The organism is Nocardia amamiensis (genome assembly GCF_015477605.1).
GTDB lineage: Bacteria > Actinomycetota > Actinomycetes > Mycobacteriales > Mycobacteriaceae > Nocardia > Nocardia amamiensis_A.
Map to the genome: position 1 here is coordinate 264,797 of NZ_JADLQX010000005.1, position 14,550 is coordinate 279,346.

Sequence of the window (14,550 nt, forward strand, 5' to 3'; positions counted from 1 at the left end):
CGTCAGCCCTCCTGTGTCTTCTCTGCCGGAGCGTCGGCCACCGCGGTGGCGGCACGCCCGGCCTCGGTGCTGGTCGCCGTGGTGCCGGCGGAACCGGACCGACGCGGACGGCTCGGCCGCTCCCGGCGCGGACGCTCGGGCGCGGCGGCAGCGGCGGCCAGCTCACGCTTGCCACCGACGATGTCGCCCTTGTAGATCCAGACCTTCACGCCGATGCGACCGAAGGTGGTCTTGGCCTCGTAGAGGCCGTAGTCGATGTCGGCGCGCAGCGTGTGCAGCGGCACCCGACCCTCGCGGTAGAACTCCGAGCGCGACATTTCCGCGCCACCGAGGCGGCCCGAGCACTGCACACGGATGCCCTTGACGTTCGGCGAACGCATGGCCGACTGGATGGCCTTGCGCATCGCGCGACGGAACGCCACACGGTTGGACAGCTGCTCCGCGACGGCCTGGGCGACCAGCTGCGCATCCGACTCGGGGTTCTTGACCTCGAGGATGTTCAGCTGCACCTGCTTGCCGGTGAGCTTCTCCAGCTCGGCGCGGATGCGGTCGGCCTCGGCGCCGCGGCGGCCGATCACGATGCCGGGACGCGCGGTGTGGATGTCCACCCGAACGCGGTCACGGGTGCGCTCGATCTCGACCTTCGAGATGCCCGCCCGCTCCATGCCGGTGGCCAGCAGCTTGCGGATCGCGACGTCTTCCTTCACGTAGTCCGCGTACTGCTTGTCCGCGTACCAACGCGACTTCCAGTCGGTGGTGATACCGAGGCGGAAGCCATGGGGGTTGATCTTCTGTCCCATTACTTTGCCCCTCCCTTCCGGCGGTTACGAGTGGATCCACCGGCGGTGGGGATGCTCTCGACCTCGATGGTGATGTGGCTGGTGCGCTTGCGAATGCGGAACGCGCGGCCCTGGGCACGCGGCTGGAACCGCTTCATGGTGGCGCCCTCGTCGACGTAAGCCGTCGAGATGACCAGCGTGGCCGGGTTCAGGCCGAGGTTGTTCTCGGCGTTGGCCGCGGCGCTGGCGACGACCTTGGCGACCGGCTCGCTCGCGGCCTGGGGCGCGAACTTCAGCAGGGCGAGGGCGTCCTCGACGCGCTTGCCGCGGACCAGGTCCACGACACGGCGTGCCTTCATCGGGGTGACGCGAACGTACTTGGCGGTCGCGCGCGCAGTCGGGTTCTGAGTCTCAGTCGTCATCGCCGCTTGCTCTTCCGGTCTTCCTTGACGTGGCTCTTGAACGTCCTGGTCGGCGCGAACTCACCGAGCTTGTGCCCGACCATGGACTCCGAGACGAACACCGGCACGTGCTTGCGGCCGTCGTGGACGGCGAAGGTGTGCCCGATGAAATCGGGGATGATGGTCGAACGACGCGACCAGGTCTTGATGACCTGCTTGGTGTTCTTCTCGTTCTGCACGTCCACCTTCTTCAGGAGGTGGTCGTCGACAAACGGGCCTTTCTTGAGGCTGCGTGGCATTTCTTACCTCCTCCTTCAGCGCTTCTTGCCGGTCTTGCGACGGCGGACGATGAGCTTGTCGCTCGGACGGTTGGGCTTGCGGGTGCGGCCTTCCGGCTGACCCCACGGCGAGACCGGGTGGCGACCACCGGAGGTCTTGCCCTCACCACCACCATGCGGGTGGTCGACCGGGTTCATGACGACACCACGGACCGTGGGGCGGCGGCCCTTCCAGCGCATGCGGCCGGCCTTGCCCCAGTTGATGTTCGACTGCTCGGCGTTGCCGACCTCGCCGACGGTGGCGCGGCAGCGCACGTCGACGCGGCGGATCTCACCGGAGGGCATACGCAGCGTGGCGTACGGCCCTTCCTTGCCCAGCAGCTGGATGCTCATCCCGGCGGAACGGGCCAGCTTGGCCCCGCCGCCCGGACGCAGCTCCACCGCGTGGATCGTGGTACCGGTCGGGATGTTGCGCAGCGGCAGGTTGTTGCCCGGCTTGATGTCGGCCGTCGGGCCGGACTCGATGCGGGTGCCCTGCGTCACGCCCTTGGGGGCGATGATGTAGCGCTTCTCGCCGTCCACGAAGTGCAGCAGCGCGATGTTCGCGGTCCGGTTCGGGTCGTACTCGATGTGCGCGACCTTGGCCGGGATGCCGTCCTTGTCCAGGCGACGGAAGTCGATCAGACGGTAGGCACGCTTGTGACCGCCACCCCGGTGGCGGGTGGTGATCCGGCCGTGGGCGTTGCGGCCGCCGGACTTGCTCAGCGGGCGCAGCAGCGACTTCTCCGGGGTCGACCGGGTGATCTCGGCGAAGTCCGAGACGCTGGCGCCACGACGGCCCGGCGTTGTCGGCTTGTACTTACGGATTGCCATGAGTTCTTCTCTGCTTTCTGGAGCCCCAGGCGCTTACGCGACCGGGCCTCCGAAGATCTCGATGGGCTTGCTGTCGGCCGAGATGGTCACGAGCGCGCGCTTGGTGTTCTTGCGCTTGCCGTAACCGAAGCGGGTCCGCTTGCGCTTGCCCTGACGGTTGGCGGTGTTGACGCTGGTCACCTTCACACCGAAGACCTTCTCCACGGCGATCTTGATCTGCGTCTTGTTGGAGTCCGGGTGCACCAGGAAGGTGTAGGTGCCTTCCTCGATCAGTCCGTAGGACTTCTCGGAGATGACCGGCGCCAGCAGAATGTCGCGGGGGTCGGCGATGGTGGTCACTTGCTCTCCTCCTGTGCAGCCTCGGCCGGGCCGTGCACGAACGCGTTGAGCGCCTCGACGCTGAACACCACGTCGTCGCTGTTGAGCACGTCGTAGGTGTTGAGCTGGTCCGGGGCGATCGGGTGCACGTTCTGCAGGTTCGCCAGGCTCTTCCACGCGGCGACGTCCTCGCGGCCGACCACGACCAGGAACTTCTTGCGGTCCGACAGCTCGGCCAGGAAGGTCTTGGCGGTCTTGGTGGACGGGGTCTGGCCCGCCACCAGTTCGGTGATCACGTGGATGCGCTCGTTGCGGGCCCGGTCGGACAGGGCGCCACGCAGGGCGGCCGCCTTCATCTTCTTGGGCAGGCGCTGGCTGTAGTCGCGCGGCTGCGGACCGTGCACGGTGCCACCGCCGTTGAACTGGGGCGCGCGGGTCGAACCCTGGCGGGCGCGGCCGGTGCCCTTCTGCCGGTACGGCTTCTTGCCGCCACCACGAACCTGGCCACGGGTCTTGGTCGCGTGGGTGCCCTGGCGGGCCGCGGCCTGCTGGGCCACGACGACCTGGTGCATCAGCGCGATGTTGGCGGTCACGTCGAAGATCTCCGCGGGGAGGTCGACGGTGCCGTTGGTCTTGCCGCCGATCTCCTTGACCGGCAGCGTCAGGTTGGCCTTCTTCTCGAGGCTGGTCATGCGTGCGCACCACCCTTCACGGCGCTCTTGACGATCACGACGCCGCCCTTGCGACCCGGGATCGCTCCCTTGATCAGCAGCAGGCCGTTCTCGGCGTCCACCTTGTGCACCGACAGGTTCTGCGTGGTGACCCGGTCGTTACCCATCCGGCCCGACATGCGCATGCCCTTGAACACGCGGCCGGGGGTGGCGCAGCCACCGATCGAACCCGGGCGGCGGTGCACGGCCTGCGCACCGTGCGAGGCGCCCTGACCACGGAAACCGTGGCGCTTCATGGTGCCCGCGAAGCCCTTGCCCTTGCTGGTGCCGGTGACGTCGACGTAGCTGCCCTCTTCGAACACGTCGGCGCTGATCTCCTGGCCGACCTCGAAGGTGGAGGCATCCGCGACCCGGATCTCGGCGACGTGGCGGCGGGGAGTGACACCGGCCTTGGCGAACTGGCCGGAGACCGGCTTGTTCACCTTGCGCGGGTCGATGGCGCCGAAAGCGACCTGGACGGCGCTGTAGCCGTCGCGCTCCACGGTGCGGATCTGGGTGACGACGTTCGGCCCGGCCTTGATGACGGTCACGGGAACGACGCGGTTGTTGTCGTCGAAGACCTGGGTCATGCCGAGCTTGGTGCCCAGGATGCCGGCGGCCGGCCTGCTCTTGTTGTCAGTCATTTCTCGAGTCCCCGTCACTGAATGTTGACGTCGACGCTGGCCGGCAGGTCGATGCGCATGAGCGCGTCCACCGTCTTCGGCGTCGGGTCGAGGATGTCGATAAGGCGCTTGTGCGTCCGCATCTCGAAGTGCTCGCGCGAGTCCTTGTACTTGTGCGGCGAACGGATGACGCAGTACACGTTCTTCTCGGTCGGCAACGGCACCGGGCCGACGACGCGTGCCCCGGTGCGGGTCACCGTCTCCACGATCTTGCGCGCCGATGCGTCGATCGCCTCGTGGTCATAGGCCTTGAGCCTGATGCGGATCTTTTGTCCCGCCACGCTAAGTGTCCTTTTCTCCGCTTTCCTTCGTGGTCCGTAAGCCGGCTAGCCAGCCATCTGGACCACCCTCATTTGCACAGCCCGAACACACGAAGACGTCCCAGCCCGAGTAAGTCCGAGCCCCTCGAGACCACGACCGGGCATGCCCGATCCTCGCCGCTGTTCATCTGTCATGGTTCTCCGGTCCACGCGGTCGGGCGTGTCGCCCGTCCGCTCATTCCTCGGCTCCGGATCGCAAAGCATCTCAGGCCTGGAACACTGTCCCGGACGTACCCACGCCAGAAACCCGGCGAGGTACACGATGGGGTACTGCTCGCCCCGCCCAGCCACCCGTTTCCCAGGGGATACGGACACGGCCCGGTGCAGGGCAACCCGAACAGTATGCCCGACGCCCCCTCGACACTTCAAATCAGGTGCGCAACGAGAACTTACTTGCGAGTAAGATACCGCCCATGACGAACGAGACCGCGACCTTTCGCGGCTGGAAGAAGCTGCCGGACAACCGGCTGGGGCACGCCCTGTTCTCGCTGGGGATGGTGGCCCGGGTGCCGTACTTCGGCACGGTGCTGCCGAACGTGGTCCGGCTCGAACCGGGACTGTGCGAGGTGACCTCGCCGAAATGGTTCGGCATCCACAACCATCTGGGCACGTTTCATGCCATCGCGGCGTGCAACTTGGCCGAGGTCGCGATGGGCATGCTGAGCGAGGCGACCGTGCCGGCGACACACCGGTGGATTCCGAAGGCGATGAACGTGCAGTACCTGGCCAAGGCGGAGACCGGTCTGCGCGCCGTCGCGAAGCTGGCCGAGGTGCCCGACTTCGCGACCTTCACCGAAGGCCGCGAGCTGGTGGTGCCGGTGTCTATCTACGACAAGCACGGCCTGGAGGTCGTACACGCCGACATCACCACCTGGGTCACGCCCAAGTAGGGCGACCACTCAGCACGGCAGCGGCCGCGTGTCGTCGGCGAGTGCCGAGAGAACGGCGGCGGCGGTGCGCGGGTCCGACAGCAATCCGCTGTGGTTGGCGGTGTTGCCGGGGCAGCCGTCCTGGAGCCAGATGTTGCGGTCGCCCTCGGCGGGGGCGGCGAGCAGGGCGGTGTCCTGCGGGGTGATCACTTCGTCGGCGCGGGAGGCGAGGGCCGTGTACCTGAGACCGGGCACGGTCTCGCCTCCCGCGTTCAGCCGGTTCAGCAGCGGTGACCCGACCACCTGCTGCTGTCCCGGAGTTCCGTAGACCTGGGCGGCGATCTGCGCGTTGCCCAAGCCGAGCGACGCCAGGTCCGGATAGGTGCCGCGCAACCCGGCCCACGTCGAACCGCGATAGGGCGTTCCCATGGTCACCACCTGCGACACCGCATCCGCGCCGCGCGCTCGCAGGTATTGCCGGATCACGGTGCCCCCGGTGGAATGCCCCACCAGCGCCACCCGGCTCGCCCCGGTCGCGCTCCGCACCGCTTCCACCACGTCGGCGAGTTCCGCGGCCATCCGATCGATGTCGGCCACGCCGTAGACCACCCGCCCCAGCAACGCGGCGCCGATCGGCCCCATGCCGGTCGAGCTGGAACCGGTCTGGCCGCTCACCGCGTCGACAACCGCAGGCGCCGCACCGAGATTCGCGGCGAACACGCAGTGCCCCTCAGCCCGCAGCGCGGGTGCGAGCAACAGGAAGCTGCGGACGGCATCGGTTCCCGACCCGTGCAACAGCACCACCGGCTCGGGCCGCGCATGCGTGGGACGGCAGGACCAATCGTTGGCGCCGTCCAGCGGTGGCAGCTGCGGCGCGGCGACCGCGTTCGGCATGTGCAGCACTACCGTGCAGGCGGCGGCGAGCAGCAGGCCGGCGATCCGCGCGGCGTATGAGCGAATAGTCATCCCGAAGTCCCGCGGATCAGATTCCCAGTGGGGCGGCCAGCGTGGGCCACGAGTCCTTCAGCGCGTCTTCCCAATAGCCCCAGGTATGGGTGCCTTCCGGCCGGAAGTTGTATCGCGCGGGAATTCCCAGGCTGTCCAGCCGGGACTTCATATTCTGCGAGCAATAATTGGTCGCTGCCTCGATGACCCCGCCGAGCACGATCTGATTCGAGAAACCCCACGCGCCGGGCAGCGAGTATTTTCCGCCGTATACGTCGTAGACACCGGGAAGCCCATTTCCGCTGGAGATGTAGATCGATTTCCCGCGCAGCCCCTCCGCTTGCACGTAGGGATCGTTGGCTCGCCACTGCGGGTCGTCTGCGGGACCCCACATGTTGTCCATCTCGGCCCATCCCCACTCCTCGACGGTGAGCCGGATGAACTCACGACCCACCGGGTCGCTCGTCTGCGCGCAACCGCTGTAGGCCGCGACGCTGGAGAACAGGTCACCGGTGGTCGCGGCGAGCGCCAGCGTCGTGGTGCCCGACATCGAGAAGCCCGCCACCGCGTTGCGTCCGCTGGTCCCGAGATACGCGTTGATCAGCGGCGGCAGCTCGCTGCTCAGGAACGTCTTCCATTTCTGGCGCCCCAGCCTCGGGTCGTCCTTCTGCCAGTCCGCGTAGTAGCTGAACATCCCGCCGATCGGCGTGACCGCGTGCACGTTCTTGTCCGAGAGGAATTGCATCGCATCGGTTTTGGTGGCCCAGGTGGAGCCATCGCTGCCGCCCCCCGCACCGAGCAGCAGGTACAGCACCGGGCGCGGCACACTGGTATCCGCGGCGCGCTGCACCTCGACCGGAATGTCGAGATCCATGGCGGCGGAACGCACCGTCAAGGTCAGAGCGCGATCGCTGTGCTCCTGCACGGAAACGATAGAAGACTCCGCGGGTGCCGCGTCTGCCTGCGCCGGTACGACCGCCGACGCTGCCGCGCCGACGGTGGCGGCGAACAGCACGAGCCAGCGGAGGTGGCTTCCTCTCATGATGCCCCTTATCCACAATCCCGGAATGCCTCGCATTCCGAGCTCAGGCTATGGTGCGCCGCAAGGCATTTCATGACTGAAGTTGCTGGGCCACTGATTCTGGGGGCACACGCGAAATGGAATTCGCGTCGAGACGAGCACCGTTTTGTGACGGATATCGCGAGACCCGAATTCCTTGGGCTCGCGCGATCGGAATAGTTGCGCTGTCGTCCGCCCAGCGGATTGAATGCCCCTATGGGTGTCAGCGCGGTCCGGGAAGTCGATGTGTGCGTGGTCGGACTCGGCCCGGCCGGGCGGGCCCTGGCCCACCGCGCACTGCGGGCCGGACTGTCGGTGACCGCGATCGATCCGCGTCCCGACCGCTTGTGGCCGCCCACCTTCTCCTGCTGGGTGGACGAGTTGCCGGATTGGCTGCCGTCGGGCGCCATCGCGACCACGATCCCGGCGCCGACGGTCTGGACGAAAACCGAGCATCGCATCGACCGGCCGTACTGCGTGCTGTCCAAACCCGGTCTGCGCGCAGCGCTCCCGCTCGACGACGCCACCGTCATCGCGGGCCGCGCCACCCGGGTAGACGCCCATGAGGTGGAGCTCACCGACGGTGCCGTGCACACGGCGGCAGCGGTATTCGACACCCGTGGGCTGCCCACCCTCGGACGCCGCAGGGCCGCGAGCGCGCACGGGATCTTCGTCGCCGCCGAGACAGCCGCGCCGATGGTCTCCGACGGCGAGGGTCTACTGCTGGACTGGCGGCCGGAGAACGGCGCGGGTCCCGACGAGCCGCCGTCGTTCCTCTACGCGGTGCCGCTCGGCGACGGCACGGTGATCTTCGAAGAGACCAGCCTCGGCCTGCGCGGCGGCATGCCGCAGCACGAACTGCGCAAACGCACGCTCAACCGCCTCGCCGCGCACGGCATCCGGCTCACCGGCGTCGAACCGAGCGAGGCGGCGCACTATCCGCTCGACCAGCCGCCGCCGCGGAAAGGCGAGGCGGGGGCGATTCCGTTCGGTTCGCGCGGCGGCATGATGCACCCGTGCACCGGCTACAGCGTGGCCGACTCGCTCGCGCTGGCCGACACCGCGATCGCCGCACTGCGCCAGGGCCGCGACCCGATCGCCGCACTGTGGCCGCGGCGGGCACGACTCGTGTACTGGATGCGGATGCGTGGCTTGTACGGCCTGGGCAGACTGACCACTGAACAGTCCATTGCCATGTTCGACGCCTTCTTCAGCGCCTCCCCGCGCCGCCAGCGCGCTCTGCTGTCCGCGCACGACGACTACACCGCCCTCGGCGCCGTGTTGTTCAACACGGTCGCGCGCACCTGGCCGTTCCGCTGGCGCTACGACCTGGTCGGCTGGACCAACCGGAATCGCTGGCTGGATTACGACTTCGATCAGGCGCCGGTCTCGGCCGCGCGCCGGTAGCCGCGGATCGCGGGATAGGCGAACACCACCGTCAGCCCGATCACCCAGGCGAGCGTCTTCAGCAGCGGTTCGGCCACCGGGCCGCCGTAGGACAGACCCTTCATCGCGTCGATGGCGCAGCTCATCGGCTGGTTGCCGACGACGTCCTGCAGCCACACCGGGTAGACGAACGTCGGGACGAATCCGGAGTTGAAGAACATCAGCAAGGTGGTGATCAGGCCGATGGCGTTCACCAGCATCACCCCTTCCGACATCGTCGCCACCGCGGTGACCAGCACCGCGAACGCCACACCGAACAGCACCGGAATGCCGATCAGCGCCAGCGCCGCCAGCGGCCCCTGATCGAAGCGGAAGCCGATGGTGAAGCCCACCGCGATCACGAACAGCGTGGTGACCAGCACCCGGATCGCCTCGGCGAGCAACCGCCCGGTCAAGCCCGCCGCGCGATGGACCGGCATGGTCCAGAACCGGCCGAGCAGTCCGGTGAGCTTCTCCATCTTGAAGCCGAGCGCGCTGACCACCGCACCGGACATGGCCGCGACCAGCGTGATCATCGGAACGGTTCCGTAGACGCTCGGCTGGCCGGTGGCCAGGCTGATCGAGTCGCCGAGCACGATGCGGAACATCAGCAGGGTGAGTGCCGGATAGAGCAGCGTCTGGATCGTCGTCGCCGGATCGCGCGCCCACACCCGCAGCAGTCGCCCGCACTGGATCACGCTCTGCGTGGCCCAGTTGCGGACCGAACCCTCCGGGCGCGCCGCCACCTCGGGCAGCGCCGACGGACCGAGCCGCTCGGCGTCGCCCGCGGGCACCACGGTCGTCTGCACAGAACTCATGACCGCCTCACACTCGCCCAGATCGCCAACGGAACGAACGCCAACGCCAGCCCGATCACCCAGACCAGCGGCACCCACAACACCTGCCAGCTCACGCCGTCCGCCGCCATATCGCGCAGGGCGAAGGAGAACTGGGATATCGGCTGGTTGCGCACGAACGGACGGATCCACTCCGGGAAGCTGCGTTCGGGCACGAACCCGCAGGAGAGCATGCCGAAGATCAGCGTCGGCAGGGTCAGCGCCTGGCTCAGCGACTCCGGGCTCTTGGTCAGGCTGCCGAGCGCGTCGGCGCCGATCGCCAGCACCGTGCCGATGGCCAGGGAGAAGACGCAGAACAGCACCGCCTGGCCGAAACCAGCGACGAAGCGGAATCCGATGATGTGCCCGAAGAGCACCGCCGCGGCGAGCGAGGTGACCGACCGGACCAGCCCGGCGCTGATGCGCGCGGAGAACGGCACCAGCGTGCCGATCGGCATGGTCTGCAATCGGGTGCTCAGCCCGGTCATCGCCTCGAACGCGGCCACCTGCGCGTTCGACATCATCGTGAAGGCCATGGTCTGCAGCACGATGATCGGCATGACGTACTGCGCGTAGTCGACGCCCTGGAACTTCATCACGTAACGCAGCGGCAGGTAGAAGCCGACGGTGAAGACCAGCGGCGTGACCACCGCGGCGATCAGCTCGCCTTTGGTGGCCATGGTGCGGACGATGCGGCCGGTCAGCGCGCGCCACTGCGCGAAGGCCGACGGCCGCGCCACGGGTAGGCCGGCGAACAGCGCCGCGGCGGCCGGTGCACTTTCCGGGGCGGTCGCAGCGGTCACGCGTGACCGCCCGAGTGGCCGGTGATGGACAGGAACACGTCATCGAGCGAGGGGCGGCGCAACGCGATGTCGGCCAGCTCAACGCCAGCGCTGTCGAGCCTGCGCAGCGCCTCGGTCAGCGTCACCGCGCCCTCGGGCGCCGGGATGGACAGCCGATCGCCGCCGTTCAGATCGGCCATGACCGCGGGCGGCACCAGGTCGCCGAGCGCGTACGCGGCGGTGCGCAGCTTGGTCGGGTCCAGTGGGACCACTTCGCAGTAGCTGCCGCCGGTCTTCTCCTTGAGTTCGTCGGCGGTGCCCTCGGCGATCACCGTGCCCTTGTCGATCACGATGATGTTGTCGCTGAGCACGTCGGCTTCCTCGAGGTACTGCGTGGTCAGCAGCACGGTGATGCCTTGCTCTTTGAGCGCGGTCACCAGATCCCAGACGCCCTGGCGGCTGCGCGGGTCGAGGCCGGTGGTCGGCTCGTCGAGGAACACCACCTCGGGACGAACGACCAGGCCGCAGGCGATGTCGACACGGCGGCGCATGCCACCCGAGTAGTGGCGCACCGCACGGCGGCCCGCGCTCACCAGATCGAATTCCTCGAGCAATGTGTCGGCGCGCTTGCGGGCCGCGGACTTGCCCAGGCCCATAAGCCTGCCGAACAGCTCCAGGTTCTCCCGCCCGGAGAGATTCTCGTCCAGCGCCGCGTACTGCCCGGTCATCATGATCGATCGGCGCACGCCCGCCGGGTCCTTCAGCACGTCGTGCCCGGCCACCTCGGCGGTGCCGGAGTCGGGGCGCAACAGGGTGGCGAGAACCTTCACCGTGGTCGTCTTGCCGGCGCCGTTGGGGCCGAGGATGCCGAGGACGGAGGCGCGCTCGGCGACGAAGCTGATGCCCTGCAGCGCATGCACGTCGCCGAATGACTTGCGGACGTCCGCTACCCGGACCGCTGGCTCACCCGCACGCGAATCTGCTTGGTTGGAACTCGGCATCAACTCTCCACTATCGGCCGGTGCGGCGACGAGGTCGCCCGAGCGCATGCTGCGCTCGGATTGGTCATACGTCGCGCTCGGCGTGATGTTACCGGCCCGCTCGCCGCGGCTTTCGCGTCGCGCGGATACATAAGGGCGCAGCCGGTCCGTAGCCCGCGCCGGGCCGGGCAAAGGCAGAGCCGGCCGCGGAAAGAGACGCGGGCGGACGAAATCCGACCTCAGCCTGCGCGGGGCCGAGGTCAGGCGACATAGCCACCCTTCCGGCGCCGATTAATTGTGTCCTTACTCACATTTCCCGCTCCTGGTTCGTCGCGCAAGGGATCGACGCTGGTGAGGGCGATCCGGGGCGTCCAGGCGGTGACGACCGAGCCTTGTCGGCCCGCCGCGCCTGCCCATAGTCTGCTTTGTGGGGGACCACACTCACTCGTCCGCGGCTGTGCCCCGCTGAGCGGTCCGCACGCTGGTTTCGACACTGCGAGAGGTGATCATGGCCGAGTCCGCGCAGCCATGGGTGGCGGCGCGTCCGGGAGGAACGGGCCGAACGAACGTGCTCACGTCCTACGATCCGCGCACCGGCGAGGTCGTCGGCAACTACGCGGTGATGGGCACCGGCGAACTGAACCGCGCCGTGCGCAACGCCCGCGCCGCCGAAAAGTGGTGGGCCGATCTGGGTTTCAACACTCGCAGGCGCTGGCTGCTGGATTGGAAACGCGATATCGCCCGCCGCTCGGGCGAATTGGTCGCCTTGCTGTGCGAAGAGACCGGGAAGCCAGAGGTCGACGCCGCGATCGAGGTGATGCTCGCGGTGGAGAACCTGGATTGGGCCGCGCGCAACGCCGCCCGGGCGCTGGACCGGCGGCGCATCGGTTCCAGCTGGCTCAGCCGCAATCAGCGGGCCTCGGTCGGCTACCTGCCGCTGGGCGTGGTCGGGGTGCTCGGGCCGTGGAACAACCCGGTGTTCACCCCGATGGGTTCGATCGCCTATGCGATGGCGGCGGGCAACGCGGTGGTGTTCAAGCCGCACGAGCTCACCACCGGCGTCGGAGTGTGGCTGGCGGACAGCTGGGCACGGCTGGCGCCGAATCAACCGGTGCTGCAGGTGGTTACCGGCGACAGCGCGACCGGCACGGCGCTGTGCCGGGCCAAGGTCGACAAGATCGCCTACGCCGGCCCGGAGGCGGGCGCCCGCGAGGTGATCGCGGCGTGCGCGCGGACCATGACGCCGGTCGTCGTCGAGCGCACCGGCAAGGGCAGCATGGTCGTGCACGTGGACGCGAAACTCGACGACGCCGCCGAGGCCGCGGTGTTCGGCGCGATGGCCAACGCCGGGCAGAACGCCACCGGCATCCAGCGGGCCTACGTCGCCCAGTCGGTCTACGACCGCTTTCTGGAACTGGTCGTGGACCAGGCCCGCAGGCTGCGGCCGGGCGCGGACCGGAAGGCGTCCTACGGCCCGATGATCATGGAGTCACAGGTCGACGTGGTACGCAGGCAGGTGCGCGACGCGGTGGCCCGCGGCGGACGCGCCGTGGTCGGCGGGCTGGACTCGATCCGCGAGCCCTACATCGAGCCGATCGTGCTGGCCGAGGTGCCGGAGGAGAGCAGCGCCATCACCGGCGAGGGCATCGGCCCGGTGCTCATCGTGAACAAGGTGGCGAGCATGGAGGACGCCGCCGAACGGATCAACGCGGTCGGCACCGACGTCGCCGTGTCGGTGTTCACCAGGGACGTGCACGAGATCGAAGCGTTCGCCGAGCGGCTGCGGGTCGGCGTGGTGACGATCAATTCCTCCACCGCCTACGCGGGCATCCCCGCCTTGCCGTTCGGCGGTGTGGGCGAGTACGGGCAAGGCCACAGCCACGGCGACCAGGGCCTGCGCGAGTTCAGCAGGACGCTGGCCATCGCGCGGAAGCGATACCAGGCACCGGTGAACCTGTCCACGTTCGACCGGCACCCGCGCCACCTGCGTCTGGCCAGAACGATCTTCCGGATCCGGCACGCACGCACCTGAGCGGCGGGCTCAGCCGAGCAGCACCGCGTCCATCAGCGCCGTCACGCGCGCGAGTTGGGCTGGGCGGGAATCGAAGCGGATCAGCCTGCCGACATCGATCACTTGACCGATGGCGGCGTGCACGCGGAAACGCGCCTCCACCGGATCTCCGTCGAGCAAGTTGGCCCACTCCAGCACGTTCTGCCGCTGGATGGCGCGCAGCTTGTGCTGTTCGGACTGCGGCAGATTGCTGAACTCGGCGTAGTAGACCGGCATGATCTCCGGCATCGCGAAGCTGAGCTTGGCGTAGCGGTCGGCCAGGCGCCGAGCCGCGTCTTCCCGGCTGGTCGCCTCGGCCAGCGCCTCGGTGATCGCGATGGCCAGCCGGTCGCCGGTGCGGTAGAAAGCCGCGGCGAGTAGGTCGGACTTGCTCGCGAAGTACCGGTACACGCTGGAGGCGTTGATCCCGACGGCGGCGCCGATCTCCTCGATGCTCGCCTCGTGGTAGCCCTGGCGGCCGAAGATCCGGATCGCCTCGGTGAGCAGCTGTTCGCGCTTCGAGGTCACCGGGATGCCGCGGACAGGCTGACCATCCTCCGGTTCGGTTGGTCCGGCGGGCAGTTCGGTCCGCAGGATCGCCCAGGCCAGCTCGTGCAGCAGGGGAAGCAGTCTGGCACTCGACAGCGCGGTGCGGTGCGCTGCGATACTCGCGATCGCGCTGAGCACGCCCGCGGCCAGCATCGCCACGTCCGCGGGCGGCGCGGCGGGCCGCAGCAGCGCGATCGGCGCGGCGAGCGTGTTGTTCAGGTCGTCGTAGATCCGCTTGATCCGGACGCGGTCGTCGCGTTCGAGATAGCGCCGTTCCCAGCGGTAGAGCCCGGCTTCGCGGCGGATCTCGATGGTGTGCTCGCTGATCGCGCGGATCAGCCCGTCCAAGCGCTGCGCGGGGTCCAACCGTGCGTCGTCGGCGGTCTGGGCGACGGTGAGCAGATGCCGTGCGCCCTCCTCGGCGGCCGCGACCAGCAGCGCGTACTTGTTCGTGAAATGCCGATACAGCGCGGGGCCGGAGATCCCGACCTCCGCGGCGATCTCGTCCACACCCACCGGGTAGTACCCGCGTTCGCTGAACGCTCGCGCGGCCGCCCGGATGATCTGGACCTTGCGGTCCTTGGGGCGGCGGCGGACCTGCGGTGCGCCCTGCGCGCCCGCCCTGCTTCCCGGGTCGGGCCGCGCGGGAGCGAGACCGATCTCGCTGCGATCCGCGACCATGCACCTCTCCG

At 68.5% G+C, this 14,550-nt stretch carries 17 protein-coding genes; 3 read left to right on the forward strand and 14 right to left on the reverse strand.

All coding sequences use genetic code 11. The features are described 5' to 3' along the window. Positions 1 to 2: 2 nt before the first annotated feature. From rpsC to rpsJ, 8 genes are read right to left on the reverse strand one after another with little or no spacing between them, the layout of a single operon-like run. A complete protein-coding gene (gene rpsC / locus IU459_RS09205) occupies positions 3 to 800 on the reverse strand; it encodes a 30S ribosomal protein S3 (RefSeq protein ID WP_195129048.1) in 798 nt (265 codons plus the stop codon). Beyond that, entirely contained in the window at positions 800 to 1,201 is a 402-nt protein-coding gene (gene rplV / locus IU459_RS09210) for a 50S ribosomal protein L22 (RefSeq protein WP_040774082.1), read from the reverse strand. Before rplV ends, rpsC begins: the two co-directional genes overlap by 1 nt. Beyond that, a complete protein-coding gene (gene rpsS / locus IU459_RS09215) occupies positions 1,198 to 1,479 on the reverse strand; it encodes a 30S ribosomal protein S19 (RefSeq protein ID WP_195129049.1) in 282 nt (93 codons plus the stop codon). Before rpsS ends, rplV begins: the two co-directional genes overlap by 4 nt. A gap of 15 nt (positions 1,480 to 1,494) precedes the next feature. Beyond that, positions 1,495 to 2,331, reverse strand: coding sequence for a 50S ribosomal protein L2 (rplB, locus tag IU459_RS09220; protein WP_040864840.1), 837 nt, complete (start codon positions 2,329 to 2,331; stop codon positions 1,495 to 1,497). A 33-nt stretch (positions 2,332 to 2,364) separates the two neighbouring features. Further along, on the reverse strand, positions 2,365 to 2,670 hold the full coding sequence (rplW, locus tag IU459_RS09225) for a 50S ribosomal protein L23 (RefSeq protein WP_011207266.1): 306 nt from the start codon (positions 2,668 to 2,670) through the stop codon (positions 2,365 to 2,367). After that, complete coding sequence (gene rplD / locus IU459_RS09230; protein WP_195129050.1) at positions 2,667 to 3,341, reverse strand: 50S ribosomal protein L4; 675 nt, start codon at positions 3,339 to 3,341, stop codon at positions 2,667 to 2,669. The genes rplW and rplD overlap by 4 nt, the downstream gene beginning before the upstream one ends. Beyond that, positions 3,338 to 4,003 (reverse strand): 50S ribosomal protein L3, encoded by a 666-nt coding sequence (rplC, locus tag IU459_RS09235; RefSeq protein ID WP_195129051.1) that lies wholly within the window; start codon positions 4,001 to 4,003, stop codon positions 3,338 to 3,340. The genes rplD and rplC overlap by 4 nt, the downstream gene beginning before the upstream one ends. 14 nt (positions 4,004 to 4,017) lie before the next feature. Then, a complete protein-coding gene (rpsJ, locus tag IU459_RS09240; RefSeq protein ID WP_003938093.1) occupies positions 4,018 to 4,323 on the reverse strand; it encodes a 30S ribosomal protein S10 in 306 nt (101 codons plus the stop codon). Between the two features lie 452 nt (positions 4,324 to 4,775). Here rpsJ and IU459_RS09245 point away from each other — a divergent pair, with 452 nt between their 5' ends. Next, positions 4,776 to 5,252 carry a hotdog fold domain-containing protein gene (locus IU459_RS09245; RefSeq protein ID WP_195129052.1) on the forward strand — a complete coding sequence of 159 codons (477 nt, stop codon included), beginning with the start codon at positions 4,776 to 4,778 and terminating at the stop codon, positions 5,250 to 5,252. A 9-nt stretch (positions 5,253 to 5,261) separates the two neighbouring features. Here IU459_RS09245 and IU459_RS09250 read toward each other — a convergent pair whose 3' ends face one another. Next, entirely contained in the window at positions 5,262 to 6,197 is a 936-nt protein-coding gene (locus IU459_RS09250; protein WP_195129053.1) for an esterase/lipase family protein, read from the reverse strand. 16 nt (positions 6,198 to 6,213) lie between these two features. Beyond that, a complete protein-coding gene (locus IU459_RS09255; RefSeq protein ID WP_195129054.1) occupies positions 6,214 to 7,218 on the reverse strand; it encodes an alpha/beta hydrolase in 1,005 nt (334 codons plus the stop codon). Positions 7,219 to 7,452: 234 nt separating this feature from the next. Here IU459_RS09255 and IU459_RS09260 point away from each other — a divergent pair, with 234 nt between their 5' ends. After that, on the forward strand, positions 7,453 to 8,643 hold the full coding sequence (locus tag IU459_RS09260; protein WP_195129055.1) for a lycopene cyclase family protein: 1,191 nt from the start codon (positions 7,453 to 7,455) through the stop codon (positions 8,641 to 8,643). Here the strand turns inward: IU459_RS09260 and IU459_RS09265 are convergent. The 3 genes from IU459_RS09265 to IU459_RS09275 are packed head-to-tail and all read right to left on the reverse strand — an operon-like array spanning position 8,613 to position 11,280. Continuing rightward, the gene (locus tag IU459_RS09265; protein ID WP_195129056.1) at positions 8,613 to 9,479 is read right to left on the reverse strand and encodes an ABC transporter permease; all 867 of its coding nucleotides are present in this window, start codon (positions 9,477 to 9,479) and stop codon (positions 8,613 to 8,615) included. The genes IU459_RS09260 and IU459_RS09265 overlap by 31 nt on opposite strands. After that, the gene (locus tag IU459_RS09270; RefSeq protein WP_195129057.1) at positions 9,476 to 10,300 is read right to left on the reverse strand and encodes an ABC transporter permease; all 825 of its coding nucleotides are present in this window, start codon (positions 10,298 to 10,300) and stop codon (positions 9,476 to 9,478) included. The genes IU459_RS09265 and IU459_RS09270 overlap by 4 nt, the downstream gene beginning before the upstream one ends. After that, positions 10,297 to 11,280 (reverse strand): ATP-binding cassette domain-containing protein, encoded by a 984-nt coding sequence (locus IU459_RS09275; protein ID WP_195129058.1) that lies wholly within the window; start codon positions 11,278 to 11,280, stop codon positions 10,297 to 10,299. The genes IU459_RS09270 and IU459_RS09275 overlap by 4 nt, the downstream gene beginning before the upstream one ends. Positions 11,281 to 11,767: 487 nt before the next feature. Here IU459_RS09275 and IU459_RS09280 point away from each other — a divergent pair, with 487 nt between their 5' ends. Beyond that, the gene (locus IU459_RS09280; RefSeq protein WP_195129103.1) at positions 11,768 to 13,291 is read left to right on the forward strand and encodes an aldehyde dehydrogenase family protein; all 1,524 of its coding nucleotides are present in this window, start codon (positions 11,768 to 11,770) and stop codon (positions 13,289 to 13,291) included. Positions 13,292 to 13,300: 9 nt separating this feature from the next. Here IU459_RS09280 and IU459_RS09285 read toward each other — a convergent pair whose 3' ends face one another. Beyond that, on the reverse strand, positions 13,301 to 14,539 hold the full coding sequence (locus tag IU459_RS09285; protein ID WP_195129059.1) for a TetR/AcrR family transcriptional regulator: 1,239 nt from the start codon (positions 14,537 to 14,539) through the stop codon (positions 13,301 to 13,303). Between the last annotated feature and the right edge of the window lie 11 nt (positions 14,540 to 14,550).